Annotated in this window: 12 protein-coding genes; 10 read left to right on the top strand and 2 right to left on the bottom strand. The window is 61.1% G+C overall.

What is annotated here, in order from left to right; all coding sequences use genetic code 11:
* From DBR24_RS27305 to rarD, 5 genes are all read left to right on the top strand, one after another.
* Positions 1 to 203, top strand: a 203-nt coding sequence (locus DBR24_RS27305) for a ComF family protein (protein ID WP_256591900.1), incomplete at its 5' end; no start/stop codon positions are given.
* Positions 204 to 390: 187 nt separating this feature from the next.
* Positions 391 to 1155, top strand: coding sequence for a TOBE domain-containing protein (locus DBR24_RS27300; RefSeq protein WP_123469334.1), 765 nt, complete (start codon positions 391 to 393; stop codon positions 1153 to 1155).
* 71 nt (positions 1156 to 1226) lie between these two features.
* Positions 1227 to 3128: a PhoX family phosphatase gene (locus DBR24_RS27295; RefSeq protein ID WP_128616268.1), complete on the top strand. Its 1902-nt coding sequence runs from the start codon at positions 1227 to 1229 to the stop codon at positions 3126 to 3128.
* 165 nt (positions 3129 to 3293) lie between these two features.
* Positions 3294 to 4268 (top strand): serine/threonine protein kinase, encoded by a 975-nt coding sequence (locus tag DBR24_RS27290; protein ID WP_123469338.1) that lies wholly within the window; start codon positions 3294 to 3296, stop codon positions 4266 to 4268.
* A gap of 205 nt (positions 4269 to 4473) precedes the next feature.
* Positions 4474 to 5361 (top strand): EamA family transporter RarD, encoded by an 888-nt coding sequence (rarD, locus tag DBR24_RS27285; RefSeq protein ID WP_128616267.1) that lies wholly within the window; start codon positions 4474 to 4476, stop codon positions 5359 to 5361.
* A 223-nt stretch (positions 5362 to 5584) separates the two neighbouring features.
* On the opposite strand, the gene DBR24_RS27280 is transcribed toward rarD, so the two are convergent.
* Positions 5585 to 6103, bottom strand: a complete 519-nt coding sequence (locus tag DBR24_RS27280) for a glycine cleavage system protein R (protein WP_123469342.1) — start codon at positions 6101 to 6103, stop codon at positions 5585 to 5587.
* 497 nt (positions 6104 to 6600) lie between these two features.
* On the opposite strand from DBR24_RS27280, the gene DBR24_RS27275 reads away from it, so the two are divergent.
* Entirely contained in the window at positions 6601 to 8778 is a 2178-nt protein-coding gene (locus DBR24_RS27275; protein ID WP_128616266.1) for a malate synthase G, read from the top strand.
* Between the two features lie 337 nt (positions 8779 to 9115).
* Here the strand turns inward: DBR24_RS27275 and DBR24_RS27270 are convergent, their stop codons facing one another.
* Positions 9116 to 9562: a response regulator gene (locus DBR24_RS27270; RefSeq protein ID WP_123469346.1), complete on the bottom strand. Its 447-nt coding sequence runs from the start codon at positions 9560 to 9562 to the stop codon at positions 9116 to 9118.
* 259 nt (positions 9563 to 9821) lie between these two features.
* Here DBR24_RS27270 and DBR24_RS27265 point away from each other — a divergent pair, with 259 nt between their 5' ends.
* The 4 genes from DBR24_RS27265 to DBR24_RS27250 all read left to right on the top strand — a co-directional run.
* Entirely contained in the window at positions 9822 to 11756 is a 1935-nt protein-coding gene (locus tag DBR24_RS27265) for a DUF294 nucleotidyltransferase-like domain-containing protein (protein ID WP_302467484.1), read from the top strand.
* Positions 11753 to 12460, top strand: coding sequence for a PolC-type DNA polymerase III (locus tag DBR24_RS27260; RefSeq protein WP_128616264.1), 708 nt, complete (start codon positions 11753 to 11755; stop codon positions 12458 to 12460). Before DBR24_RS27265 ends, DBR24_RS27260 begins: the two co-directional genes overlap by 4 nt.
* Before the next feature lie 331 nt (positions 12461 to 12791).
* Positions 12792 to 13268, top strand: a complete 477-nt coding sequence (locus DBR24_RS27255) for an RNA polymerase sigma factor (RefSeq protein WP_256591901.1) — start codon at positions 12792 to 12794, stop codon at positions 13266 to 13268.
* A partial coding sequence (locus DBR24_RS27250; RefSeq protein ID WP_146189131.1) for a FecR family protein occupies positions 13265 to 14145 on the top strand: 881 nt, incomplete at its 3' end. The genes DBR24_RS27255 and DBR24_RS27250, both read left to right, overlap by 4 nt.

Here is a 14145-nt window from a genome sequence, read left to right as displayed (position 1 = left end):
ACGCCAAGGCGCGTAAAGGTAATCTGCGCAATGCGTTCGAACTCGTGCCAGATTCGCAGGTACAAGGCCGGCATTTGGCGTTGGTTGATGATGTGCTGACTACTGGCGCGACGGCTCAAACGCTTGCGCGCCTGCTGCTGAACGCAGGCGCTGCGCGGGTCGATGTCTATTGCCTGGCCCGCACGCCGAAACCCGGTACCTGAAACCAACACAATCCCCTGTGGGAGCGAGCTTGCTCGCGAAGGGGCCAGCCCATTCAAAATCAACGTTGACTGACTCGCCGCTTTCGCGAGCAAGCTAGCTCCCACAGGGTTCTGCGTCAGGCTTGACTCTCCCGTTGCAAGCGACCAACTTCCCCCCTCACCGCCACAGCAAAAAAAGCGCCCTTTCATGTCCATGCCTTCGCTGTTGTCCCAGCACATCGTCCGCCGTCCGCAGCGCATCGCCCTGCTGCAACACATTGCCGAACAGGGTTCGATCACCCGCGCCGCAAAAAGCGCCGGGCTGAGTTACAAAGCGGCGTGGGACGCCATTGATGAACTGAACAACCTGGCGCAGAAACCGCTGGTCGAACGCGTCGTCGGTGGCAAGGGCGGTGGCGGCGCGAAACTGTCCAGTGAAGGCGAACGCGTGCTGCGCCTTTACCAGAAACTGCAAGCCTTGCAGGCACAGGTTCTGGAAGCGGCGGAAGACGCCAGCGATCTCGATCTGCTCGGTCGGCTGATGCTGCGCACCAGCGCTCGCAACCAGTTGCACGGCAAAGTCGTGGCGATCGAGGCGCAGGGCCGCAACGACCTGGTTCGCCTGGAACTGGCCGAAGGCCTGTGGATCAACGCGCAGATCACCCACGACAGCACTGTGCACCTGGAACTGCAGCCGGGCACGGAAGTGGTGGCACTGATCAAGGCCGGCTGGCTTGAATTGCTCGCGCCGGATCAAGCTGCAACATCTGGACACAATCTTCTGAGCGGCACCCTCGAAGCCATTCTCGACGCCGAGGACGGCCCCAGCGAAGTGCGCATCACCCTGCCCAACGGCCACACCCTCTGCGCGCTGGCTGAGCCGCTGCACCTTCGCACGTGCGGGCTGGGTATCGAGCAACCGGTGCAGGTGCAGTTCTCGCCGTCCAATGTCTTGATCGGCACGCCGCTGTAACGGACCTTCTGCCACAAAAGCTTCATCGCCCCCCATTAAGGTTGCTGCCAAAACCATGCAGGGAGCCTGATGTGAGCCTATTAGAAGAAAACCAATCCACCGATCTGGAAAAAATGGTCGGCCTCAGCCGTCGCGGTTTCATCAGCGCCGGGGCCTTGTGCGGTGCCGCGATGTTCCTCGGCGGCAACTTGCTGAGCCGCAGCGTCATGGCAGCCAGCGTCAGCGCCGGCAACAGTCGCCTGCTCGGTTTCGAGAGCATTCCCGCCGCGACCACCGACGTTATCAGCCTGCCCAAGGGCTACAAATCTTCGGTGCTGATCAGTTGGGGGCAGCCGCTGCACAAGAACGGGCCGGCCTTCGACCCGAGCGGCAATGGCACCGCTGCTGCACAGGAAGTGCAGTTCGGTGACAACAATGACGGCATGAGTCTGTTCGCCTTCCCCGACGACAAAAACCGCGCGTTGATGGCAATCAACAACGAATACACCAATTACCGCTACCTCTACCCGCACGGCGGCATGCCGCAATCGGCCGAAGACGTGCGCAAGGCGCTGGCCTGCGAAGGTGTGTCGGTGATCGAAGTGCAGCGCAAGAACGGCCAGTGGCAGTTCGTCCAGGGCTCGCGTTACAACCGCCGGATTCACGGTAATTCACCGCTGCGCATCAGTGGCCCGGCCGCGGGTCACGATCTGATGAAAACCGCCGCCGACAAGCACGGCAAGAAAGTCCTCGGCACGTTCCAGAACTGCGCCAACGGCAAGACACCGTGGGGCACCTACCTGACCTGCGAAGAGAACTTCACCGACTGCTTCGGCAGCAGCAACGCCCAGCAGCAGTTCGACCCGGCGCAGAAACGCTACGGCGTGTCGGCCGCCAGCCGCGAGATCAACTGGCACCCGTTCGACCCGCGTTTCGACATGGCGAAGAATCCCAACGAACTCAACCGTCACGGCTGGGTGGTCGAGATCGACCCGTTCGACCCGCAATCGACCCCGGTCAAACGCACCGCGCTGGGCCGCTTCAAACATGAAAACGCCGCCCTGGCCGAGACCGAAGACGGTCGCGCCGTGGTGTACATGGGCGACGACGAGCGTGGCGAGTTCATCTACAAATTCGTCAGCCGCGATCGCATCAACCACCGCAACGCCAAGGCTAACCGCGACATCCTCGACCACGGCACCCTGTACGTGGCCAAGTTCGATGTCGGCGACGGCAATCCCGATCACCCGAAAGGCCAGGGCCAGTGGATCGAACTGACCCACGGCAAGAACGGCATCGACGCCAGCAGCGGTTTCGCCGATCAGGCCGAAGTGCTGATCCATGCCCGCCTCGCCGCCAGTGTCGTTGGCGCGACACGCATGGACCGCCCGGAATGGATCGTCGTCAGTCCGAAGGACGGCCAGGTCTATTGCACCCTGACCAACAACGCCAAACGCGGCGAAGACGGCCAGCCGGTGGGCGGCCCGAACCCGCGCGAGAAGAACGTCTACGGGCAGATCCTGCGCTGGCGCACCGACCGCGACGATCACGCGTCGAAGACGTTTGCCTGGGACCTGTTCGTGGTCGCCGGCAACCCGGGCGTGCATGCCGGGACGCCGAAGGGTGGCTCCTCCAACATCACCCCGCAGAACATGTTCAACAGCCCCGACGGCCTGGGTTTCGACAAGGCCGGGCGCTTGTGGATTCTTACCGACGGCGACTCGAGCAACGCCGGGGACTTTGCCGGGATGGGCAACAACCAGATGCTTTGCGCCGATCCGGCAACCGGCGAGATTCGCCGCTTCATGGTCGGGCCGATTGGTTGTGAAGTGACCGGGATCAGCTTCTCGCCGGATCAGAAGACCTTGTTTGTCGGGATTCAGCATCCGGGCGAGAACGGCGGTTCGACCTTCCCCGAGCATTTGCCGAATGGCAAGCCGCGCTCTTCGGTGATGGCGATTACCCGTGAGGACGGTGGAATAGTCGGCGCCTGATCCATCGCCTTCGCGAGCAAGCTCGCTCCCACATTTGGAATGCGATCCACTGTGGGAGCGAGCTTGCTCGCGAAAGGACCGATCAGACACCAACCAACTACCCCGCTGCCATCTGCGCTACCATGCCGGGCCGGACGCAGCAGCCTGCTGCGCGCAGGAGTCAGCATGGCCCACCCGTTTGAAACCCTCACTCCCGACCTTGTACTCGATGCCGTCGAAAGCATCGGGTTCCTGAGCGATGCGCGCATCCTCGCGCTAAACAGCTACGAAAACCGTGTCTATCAGGTCGGTATCGAAGACTCCGAACCGCTGATCGCCAAGTTCTACCGCCCGCAGCGCTGGACCAACGAAGCCATCCTCGAAGAACACCAGTTCACCTTCGAACTGGCCGACGTCGAGATCCCGGTGGTTGCGCCACTTATCCACAACGGCCAGACCCTGCACGAACACGCCGGTTTCCGTTTCACCCTGTTTCCCCGTCGCGGCGGCCGTGCCCCGGAGCCGGGCAATCTCGATCAGCTGTATCGCCTCGGCCAGTTGCTCGGACGGATTCATGCGGTCGGCGCAACCAAGCCGTTCGAGCACCGTGAAGCGCTGGGAGTAAAAAACTTCGGCCATGATTCGCTGAGCACGCTGCTCGAAGGCAACTTCATTCCCAAGAGCCTGTTGCCCGCCTACGAGTCCGTCGCCCGCGACCTGCTCAAACGCGTGGAAGATGTGTACGCCGCCACGCCGCACCAGAACATCCGCATGCACGGCGACTGCCACCCCGGCAACATGATGTGCCGCGACGAGATGTTCCACATCGTCGACCTCGACGACTGCCGCATGGGGCCAGCGGTGCAGGACATCTGGATGATGCTGGCCGGCGACCGTCAGGAATGCCTCGGCCAACTGTCGGAACTGATGGACGGCTACAACGAATTCCATGACTTCGACCCGCGTGAACTGGCGCTGATCGAACCGCTGCGCGCCCTGCGCCTGATGCACTACAGCGCCTGGCTGGCGCGGCGTTGGGATGACCCGGCGTTCCCGCACAGCTTTCCGTGGTTCGGCACCGAGCGTTATTGGGGCGATCAGGTGTTGGCATTGCGTGAGCAACTGTCCGCGCTGAATGAAGAACCCCTGAAACTCTTCTGATTAAAACCTGAACCCTGTGGGAGCGAGCTTGCTCGCGAAGGCGTCATGTCAGTCAGCATAATGTTGAATGTCAGTCCGTATTCGCGAGCAAGCTCGCTCCCACATGGGTTGTGTGTTCACACTTTTCTGACCAATCAGCTCAGGCATTCGTCGACAAATCTCCTTACAATCCCTGCTTTGATAGCTGCCTAAGCAAGGACTCTGCATGCAAGCCGCCAACCCGCGTCGCGGGTACATTCTGGGCCTCAGTGCCTACATCATCTGGGGCCTGTTCCCGATCTATTTCAAAGCCATCGCCGAAGTCCCGGCGGTCGAGATCATCATTCACCGGGTGCTGTGGTCGGCGCTGTTCGGCGCCTTGTTGCTGATGGTGTGGAAGCATCCCGGCTGGTTGCGCGAGTTGCTGGACAACCCCAAGCGTCTGGCGATCCTGGCCCTGAGCGGCACGCTGATCGCGGCCAACTGGCTGACTTACGTGTGGTCGGTGAACAACGGCCGCATGCTGGAAGCGAGCCTCGGTTACTACATCAACCCACTGGTCAACGTGCTGCTGGGGATGCTGATTCTCGGCGAACGCCTGCGGCGCATGCAGTGGATCGCCGTCGGCCTGGCAGCGGTCGGCGTGGCGCAGCAGGTGTGGCAGGTCGGCAGCTTGCCGTGGGTGTCGCTGGTGCTGGCGCTGACCTTCGGTTTCTACGGGTTGATCCGCAAGCAGGCGCCGGTCAAGGCGCTGCCGGGGCTGGTGGTGGAAACCTGGATGCTGGTGCCCATCGCCGTGGCCTGGCTGTTGTTCAACCAGACCGCGAGCAGCGCGCAACCCGAGTTCTGGACCACCTCGGCCGCTTGGTGGCTGGTCGCCGCCGGGCCGGTCACGCTGGTACCACTGGTGTGCTTCAACGCCGCCACCCGCCATCTGCCCTACACCACCATCGGCTTCCTGCAATACCTGGCGCCAACTCTGGTGCTGCTGCAAGCGGTATTGCTGTTCGGCGAGCACTTGTCGTCGAGCACTCTGGTCGCGTTCATCTTTATCTGGGCGGGTCTGGCCGTTTACAGCGTCGACGCCGTGATCAGTTTGCGTCGACGCAGTTGATCAAAAAACGCACAAAGCTTTGCAGGCCACGGTTATCGTGGCCTGCAACATTCCTTCCCAAGGTTATCCACAGCGTGATCCCCGCCGTTTGTGCGCAAGTCACTGAATGCTGGCGGTTTTTTGATCAGATCTCCGCAAGCCCCGGCCGGCCTGGCGCTGCGCCCGGTCTCTACAGGTTATCCACAGGCAGGTGCACGTTAAAACTGGATAACCCGAATACGCCTTAAACCTCTGTGCGTAACACCAGTTCGACCATCAGATCATCGGCCAGGGTTTCCAGACGCGATTGCAGCACGTCCAGGGACAAGGTCAGCGGCACCGCCAGAATCGCCTCGGCGTGGAACAGCGGTTCGCTGCTCATCGGTGCCGGGCGCACTTCGGTCACCAAACGTTCAAGGTTGACGCCCTGCTCGCTCAGCAGCCGGGTGATGTCACGCACGATCCCGGGGCGATCATTGCCTACCAGCTCCATGGCGATCGGTTTCCAGGTGCAGGATTGCTCGATGCCACTTTCGGCAATCAGCACGCGAATGCCCTGCGCCGACAGTGCTTGTAGGGAATCGACTAATTCGTCGTAAGCCTCCGCCGGCACGCCCACCCGCAAAATTCCGGCGAACTGCCCGGCCATGCGTGACATGCGGCTTTCCAGCCAGTTACCACCGTGCTCGGCGATGCATTGGGCGATGCGCTCGACCTGCCCGGGCTTGTCCGGGGCGAAAACAGTGAGTACGAGATGGTCCATGGCGCAGCCCTCTTGTCATGACTTTTGTTATAGAAAGGCAAGTATAGGCAAGGGGCCCAAATCGGCTTGCAGTGCGGTGTACTTGTGGCGAGGGTGCGTGCCAAGCGGTGCCCTGGCAGGCGAACCGTATTTATGTGTACAACTTTTGATATTTAACTGGAACAATCCAATGGTTTTTTGAGAACATCCCGTTCCGCGATGTGACCGCAATGCGACATGAGGTCGCAGAACGACGTTATTAGTCTGATTTTCACAAGCGCAACTCATCATGTAGTATGCCGCAGCGCGCACTACATAACGCTGGATCGATGTCTGCCCAAGGCACGTTCGCAACCTTGAAAGCCCCGTCAGCAAGGCCCCAAGCCGTTGATTGGTCCCAGCCCAGCCGCCAGCAATGGCATGTACTGGTCGGAAGGTTTGTGGTTTAAATGGCCAGAGGCTTCATTGTTAAATTGAAGAGCTGAAAAGCGAAATAGCTGAGCAGAGTGAGGCAAGCAATGACTGAACACGTTCAAGTCGGTGGCCTGCAGGTCGCCAAAGTCCTGTTCGACTTCGTGAACAACGAAGCCATTCCCGGTACCGGCCTCACCGCCGAACAATTCTGGGAAGGTGCCGACAAGGTCATTCACGACCTGGCACCGAAGAACAAAGCCCTACTCGCCAAACGCGATGACTTCCAGGCTCGCATTGATGCCTGGCATCAGGAACGTGCCGGCAAAGCGCACGACGCTGTAGCCTACAAAGCCTTCCTGCAAGAAATCGGTTATCTGCTGCCAGAAGCGGCTGATTTCCAGGCAACGACGCAAAATGTCGATGATGAAATCGCCCGTACTGCCGGTCCGCAACTCGTGGTGCCGGTGATGAATGCCCGCTTCGCTCTCAATGCCTCGAACGCCCGCTGGGGCTCGTTGTACGACGCCCTCTACGGCACCGACGCGATCAGCGAAGACGGTGGCGCGGAAAAAGGCAAAGGCTACAACAAGGTGCGTGGCGACAAAGTCATCGCCTTCGCCCGTGCGTTCCTCGACGAAGCCGCGCCACTGGCTGCCGGCTCCCACGTCGACTCCACCGGTTACAAGATCGTTGACGGCAAACTGCTGGTCTCCCTCAAGGGCGGCAGCAACACCGGCCTGCGTAACGATGCTCAGCTGATCGGCTTCCAGGGCGACACCAACGCGCCCATCGCGATCCTGCTGAAACACAACGGTCTGCACTTCGAAATCCAGATCGACGCCAGCACCCCGGTCGGCCAGACCGATGCCGCCGGCGTCAAAGACGTCCTGATGGAAGCGGCATTGACCACCATCATGGACTGCGAAGACTCCGTGGCCGCCGTCGATGCCGACGACAAAGTGGTGATCTACCGCAACTGGCTCGGCCTGATGAAGGGCGACCTGTCCGAAGAAGTCGCCAAGGGCGGCCAGACCTTCAACCGCACCATGAACCCGGATCGCAGCTACACCACGCCGAATGGCGGTGAAGTGACCCTGCACGGCCGTTCGTTGTTGTTCGTGCGTAACGTTGGCCACTTGATGACCATCGACGCGATCCTCGACAAACACGGTAACGAAGTGCCGGAAGGCATCCTCGACGGTCTGGTCACTTGCCTCGCGGCGATGCACAACCTCAACGGCAATACCTCGCGCAAGAACACTCGAACCGGTTCCATTTACATCGTGAAACCGAAGATGCACGGCCCGGAAGAAGCGGCGTTCACCAACGAGCTGTTCGGTCGCATCGAAGACGTGCTGGGGCTGAAACGCAATACGCTGAAAGTCGGGATCATGGACGAGGAGCGCCGCACCACGGTCAACCTCAAGGCCTGCATCAAGGCCGCCAGCGAGCGCGTGGTGTTCATCAACACCGGTTTCCTCGACCGCACCGGCGACGAAATCCACACCTCGATGGAAGCCGGCCCGATGGTGCGCAAGGCCGACATGAAGGCCGAGAAGTGGATCGGCGCCTACGAAAACTGGAACGTCGATATCGGTCTGAGCACTGGCCTGCAAGGTCGCGCGCAAATCGGTAAAGGCATGTGGGCGATGCCTGACCTGATGGCCGCGATGCTCGAGCAGAAAATCGCGCACCCGCTGGCCGGTGCCAACACCGCCTGGGTTCCGTCGCCAACGGCTGCTGCGCTGCATGCGCTGCACTACCACAAGGTCGACGTGTTCGCCCGTCAGGCCGAACTGGCCAAACGCGCCCGCGCCTCGGTGGACGACATCCTGACCATTCCGCTGGCGGTCAACCCGAGCTGGACGCCGGAGCAAATCAAGAACGAACTGGACAATAACGCCCAGGGCATTCTCGGTTACGTGGTGCGCTGGATTGACCAGGGCGTCGGTTGCTCGAAAGTGCCGGACATCAATGACGTCGGCCTGATGGAAGACCGTGCCACGCTGCGTATTTCCAGCCAGCACATCGCCAACTGGCTGCGCCACGGTATCGTCACCGAAGCGCAAGTGATGGAAAGCCTCAAGCGCATGGCGCCGGTGGTCGACCGTCAGAACGCCAACGACCCGCTGTACCGTCCGCTGGCGCCGGACTTCGACAGCAACATCGCCTTCCAGGCGGCGGTCGAACTGGTGATCGAAGGCACCAAGCAGCCCAACGGCTATACCGAGCCGGTGCTGCACCGTCGTCGTCGCGAGTTCAAAAAGGCCAACGGCCTGTAACTTGCGCTGAATGCCGGACATGAAAAAGCCCTGATCGAAAGATCAGGGCTTTTTTGTTTGTGCTGTGGATTGGATTTTTGTGGTGGGCTTGAGATCCATCCCCCTCACCCCAGCCCTCTCCCCCAAGGGGTAGAGGGGGAAAGGGAGCAGATCTATGTGCTTTTCAAAATCTGAGCTCGGCTCAGGAATTGCCAAGGGTAGAGGGGGAATGGAGCCGATCTTTTTGCTTTCAAAACCGCAGTTCGACTCGGGAATCTCAGGTCGGTGTACCTCAAACATTCACCGCGGTCAGTCCCCTCTCCCTCCGGGAGAGGGCTAGGGTGAGGGTGAGGGGCTCTTAGGGTTCAATCCCCAATTCATGTTTCACCAACGCCAACAACTGGCCCGTATCAATCGGCTTGAGCAAAAAATCCACCACGCTCAAATGCATCGCCGCAATCGCGTCTTTCACATCGGCATCGCCGGACACGATGATGATCGGCATCGCCGCCCTTACCGACTCTCGTACCTGACGGACCAGCTCAAGCCCACCGACATGGCCCATGCGCAGATCGGTAATCACCAGCCCGATCGAAGGTTTTTCCTCGAGCATCTTCAGCGCCGTCTCGCCACTGGCGGCGGTCATGCAACGAATGCCATCCAACGCGAGAATCTCCGACAACAGCTCCCGGGCGTCCTTGTCGTCATCGACGATCAGCACACGCTGCGGTGGCAAGTCAGGCTCGAGCATGACTGCACTGAGCGCTTCTCGCTCGGCATCGCTCAAAATATCGTGGTCGGACATAGCGTTCTCTACGTGTTCAAATCAATCACCTGGCACAGTCGTCAGACATCGCTAAGCAGAGCTTCAATGTGCACTTCGTCGGATTTTTTTCCAAGAGGCCGGCGGGCGAATTTCCGACTGTTTTTGTAGGGCACTTCCCAAATGTGCCCAACGGCAGCTCAAACCTAGACTTACGTCCAATGGGCACCCCGTTCGCAGGGGCCGACCATGACGGCAACGATCCGACAACAACAATTCAAAAAAGACTGCGGTAATGGTTATGAGTAAAGCGGACGCCTTCACCCAGGCAGGGAAAACCGCGGTGTTGCAGAACATTCAGGGAACCCTGCAATTCCTCCAGCGCTTCCCGCCCTTCAATCAGATGGAACATGCCCACCTGGCTTATCTGGTGGAGCAATGTCAGCTGCGTTTCTACGCTCAGGGCGAGAGCATCATCAAGCCCGCCGACGGGCCGGTCGAATATTTCTACATTGTCAAACAGGGCCGTGTGGTCGGCGAGCGTCAGCACATCACCAAGCCCGGCACCGAAACCACTTTCGAGATCACCACCGGGGAATGCTTCCCGCTGGCCGCACTGATAGGCGAACGGGCGACCCGCACGGCGCACCTGGCGAGCGAAGACACCTTCTGCCTGCAATTGAACAAACCGGCATTCATCAAACTGTTCGCGCTCTCCAACACCTTCCGCGACTTCGCCTTGCGCGGGGTCAGCAGCCTGCTCGATCAGGTCAACCAGCAAGTCCAGCAGAAAGCCGTGGAAACCCTCGGCACCCAGTATTCGCTGAACACCCGCCTCGGCGAGCTGGCCATGCGTCATCCGGTGACCTGCAGTCCCGACACGCCGCTGCGTGAAGCGGTCAAGCTGATGCACGACCAGCAGGTCGGCAGCATCGTCGCGGTGGATGAACACAAGGCGCCGCTGGGGATCTTCACCCTGCGCGATCTGCGCCATGTGGTGGCTGAAGGGATTGGCGATTTCAGCGAAGCGCTCGCGCGGCACATGACCCCGTCGCCGTTCTATCTGTCGCCGGATCACAGCGCCTTCGACGCGGCGATTGCCATGACCGAGCGGCACATCGCCCACGTTTGCCTGGTCAAGGATCAGCGCCTGTGCGGCGTAGTCTCCGAGCGCGATCTATTCTCGCTGCAACGGGTTGATCTGGTGCACCTGGCCCGGACCATCCGCAGCGCCCAGCGTGTCGAACAACTGATAACCCTGCGCGGCGAGATCGGCCAACTGGTCGAGCGCATGCTCGCCCACGGCGCGTCTTCGACGCAGATCACCCACATCATTACCCTGCTCAACGACCACACCGTGTGCCGGGTGATCGAGTTGACCCTCGCGGAAAAAGGCGACCCCGGCGTGCCGTTCAGCTGGCTGTGTTTCGGCAGCGAAGGCCGCCGCGAGCAGACGCTGCACACCGATCAGGACAACGGCATTCTGTTCGACGCCCGCGATGCGGCGGATGCGGCGCAGATTCGCGGCAAGTTGCTGCCGATTGCCCAGCAGATCAATCAAAGCCTGGCGCAGTGTGGCTTCACTCTGTGCAAGGGCAACATCATGGCCGGCAACCCCGAACTGTGTCTGTCGCGGGCGGAATGGGCGCGGCGTTTTGCAGCGTTCATCCGCGAGGCCACGCCGGAAAACCTGCTGGGTTCGAGCATCTACTTCGACCTGCGGGTGGTCTGGGGCGATGAAAAAAGCTGCGAGCAGTTGCGCCGCGGCATTCTCGAGCAGGTCGGCGACAACCGTTTGTTCCAGCGCATGCTGGCCGAGAACGCCCTGCGCAATCGCCCGCCGGTGGGACGCTTCCGCGAGTTTGTGCTGGCACGCAAGAACGGTGAAAAAGCCACGCTGGACCTGAAGATCCAGGGCCTGACGCCGTTTGTCGATGGTGCTCGACTGTTGGCGCTGGCCAACGGCATCGACACCAACAACACCCTCGAACGTTTTCGCCAACTGGTGGATAAGCACGTCATCGAACCGCTGGATGGCGCGGCGTATGAAGAGGCCTATCACTTCATCCAGCAGACGCGCATGCAACAGCATCAGATCCAGACCCGGGAGAATCTGCCGTATTCCAACCGCGTCGATCCCGACAGCCTCAATCATCTGGACCGGCGCATCCTGCGTGAATCCCTGCGCCAGGCGCAACGCCTGCAAAGCAGCCTGGCCTTGCGGTATCAGCTATGAGCCTGTTCTCGTGGCTGCGTCCAGCCGGCCCTGCCCTGACGACGGATGTGCAGCAACGCCTGGCGCAGTTGCCGACGATCGGCGAACTGAGCGAATGCAGCCTGCGCGAACAGCGCTGGGTGGTGCTCGACCTGGAGACCACCGGGCTGAACCTGAACAAGGACCGCGTCTTGTCGATCGGTGCGGTGGTGATCGAGGACGGCGCGATCGACTTCAGCCAACAGTTCGAACGCACGTTGCAATGCCGGGAGCTGAAGCTCAGCCCCAGTGTGTTGATTCATGGTCTGGGGCCGAATGCGATTGCGGCGGGCAGCGATCCCGCCGAGGCGTTGCTGGAATTCATGGCGTTTGTCGACGACAGCCCGGTGCTGGCGTTCCACGCGCCGTTCGATCAACACATGCTCGGGCGCGCGTTGAAGGAACACTTGGGCTACAAGCTGCAGAACGTGTTTCTGGATGTAGCCGACATGGCGCCGCTGCTGTGCCCGCAGGCGAACATCCGCGAAGCCGGACTGGATGAGTGGATCGAGTGGTTCAGGCTCGAAGTGTTCGAGCGGCACAACGCGAGTGCCGATGCGTTGGCGACGGCGGAACTGGCGTTGATTCTGTTCAGCCGGGCGCGCCAGCAACAGATTCACAGTCCGTTGAATTTGCAGCAGCGGCTGAGCCAGTGGAAGCGGCGGCAACAGGCGCCGTCTTTTTAACAACACCCTCACCCCAGCCCTCTCCCGGAGGGAGAGGGGGCCGACCGTGGTGTCTGCAGCCTTGCATCGACCTGAAAGACCGAGTCGATTGTAGATTCACCGAAAGGCGTTCAGTCGGTAGACCTCCAGAGTATCCCCCGATCGGTCCCCTCTCCCGCCGGGAGAGGGCCAGGGTGAGGGTCTGCCTTTTAAACACCCACCTGACCAGTGGCCAATTGCTAACCATTCCCACCTCTGCCAGAATCGCGAACAATTCTCGTTGGTTAATATTTCCCAATCGGTGCGTCCGGTGTCGTCAGTCCCAAGCCCTCACAGTGAACTCGTCGGTGCGATGTATCGCGACCATCGCGGTTGGCTGCTGGCATGGTTGCGGCGCAATGTGGCCTGTCCGCAGCGTGCCGAAGACCTGAGCCAGGACACCTTCGTGCGCCTGCTCGGTCGCGACGGGCTGCTGACGCCCCGCGAACCCCGGGCGTTTCTGCTGGCTATCGCCAAAGGGCTGTTGTTCGACTACTTCCGTCGCGCCGCACTGGAACAGGCCTACCTCACCGAACTGATGCTGATCCCCGAAGGCGAACAACCTTCGGTGGAAGAACAGCAACTGATCCTCGAAGACCTCAAGGCTATCGACCGCCTGCTCGGCACCTTGTCGACCAAGGCGCGCGCCGCTTTTCTGTATAACCGCCTCGACGGCCTCAGCCATGCCGAGATCGCCGACAAGCTGGGCGTCTCGGTGCCGCGCGTGCGGCAGTATCTGGCTCAAGGCATTCGTCAGTGTTACATCGCCCTGTACGGTGAGCCGACATGAGCCCGGCCAGTTCCAGACCGGTGCCGGCCCATGTGCTGGATGCGGCAATTGCCTGGCAACTGACGCTCGATTCGAGCACTGCGCTGGAGCGCGAAGAGTTCGCCAAATGGCACGCGGCCAACGAAGAACACGCCCGCGCCTGGCGCCAGTTGGGCATGCTCGATCAGCGTTTCAGTGCCGCCAAAGGCCCGGCCCGCAGTGCATTGCTGCAATCGCGCGAAGGCATTCGCCGCCGGGTGCGCAGACTGGGCAGCGGACTGGCCAGCGTGATGGTGCTCATCGGTCTCGGTCTGTTCGCCAGCGAGCGTTATCTGCCGCTGGATTACTGGCTCGCCGATCAACGCACCGCCACCGGCGAACAGCGTACCGTGCGCCTGGCCGACGGCACCGTGCTCAACCTCAACACCCACAGTGCGGTGGATGTGCGCTTCGATGAGCAGCGCCGGTTGATCGTGTTGCAGGAAGGCGAAATCCTCGTCGAAACCGGTCATGGTGATACGCGTCCGTTCATCGTCGAAACCCGCGAGGGCAGCATGCGCGCGCTGGGGACGCGGTTCCTGGTCAAGCGCGAGAACAGCGGCACACGCCTGAGCGTGTTGCAGTCGGCGGTGGCGGCGCATGCGCAAGCAAATCCCGAAGAACAGATCCTGCGCGAAGGCCAGCAAGTGCTGTTGCGCCGTGACGGGCTGGATTCGATTGTCGCACTCAACCCCGGCGCCGATGCCTGGACCCGCGGCATGCTGGTGGTGGACAACGCGCGACTGGGCGACCTGGTGCAGGAACTGAGTCGTTATCGGCGCGGGCACTTGGGCGTGGCACCGGAAGTGGCGGACTTGCGGATCACTGGCAGCTTCCCGCTGCGTGACACCGACAAGGC

This window comes from Pseudomonas sp. HMWF006, assembly GCF_003061205.1.
Taxonomy (GTDB): domain Bacteria; phylum Pseudomonadota; class Gammaproteobacteria; order Pseudomonadales; family Pseudomonadaceae; genus Aquipseudomonas; species Aquipseudomonas monsensis.
The sequence above is the reverse complement of the archived record's forward strand: the minus strand, read 5'-3'. Positions and strand labels throughout refer to the sequence as shown.

Bases quoted from the DNA above. Each gene is read 5' to 3' on its own strand.
- DBR24_RS27300 (WP_123469334.1), top strand. From the start codon at position 391: ATGTCCATGCCTTCGCTGTTGTCCCAGCACATCGTCCGCCGTCCGCAG.
- DBR24_RS27290 (WP_123469338.1), top strand. From the start codon at position 3,294: ATGGCCCACCCGTTTGAAACCCTCACTCCCGACCTTGTACTCGATGCC.
- rarD (WP_128616267.1), top strand. From the start codon at position 4,474: ATGCAAGCCGCCAACCCGCGTCGCGGGTACATTCTGGGCCTCAGTGCC.
- DBR24_RS27280 (WP_123469342.1), bottom strand. From the start codon at position 6,103: ATGGACCATCTCGTACTCACTGTTTTCGCCCCGGACAAGCCCGGGCAG.
- DBR24_RS27275 (WP_128616266.1), top strand. From the start codon at position 6,601: ATGACTGAACACGTTCAAGTCGGTGGCCTGCAGGTCGCCAAAGTCCTG.
- DBR24_RS27270 (WP_123469346.1), bottom strand. From the start codon at position 9,562: ATGTCCGACCACGATATTTTGAGCGATGCCGAGCGAGAAGCGCTCAGT.
- DBR24_RS27265 (WP_302467484.1), top strand. From the start codon at position 9,822: ATGAGTAAAGCGGACGCCTTCACCCAGGCAGGGAAAACCGCGGTGTTG.
- DBR24_RS27260 (WP_128616264.1), top strand. From the start codon at position 11,753: ATGAGCCTGTTCTCGTGGCTGCGTCCAGCCGGCCCTGCCCTGACGACG.
- DBR24_RS27255 (WP_256591901.1), top strand. From the start codon at position 12,792: ATGTATCGCGACCATCGCGGTTGGCTGCTGGCATGGTTGCGGCGCAAT.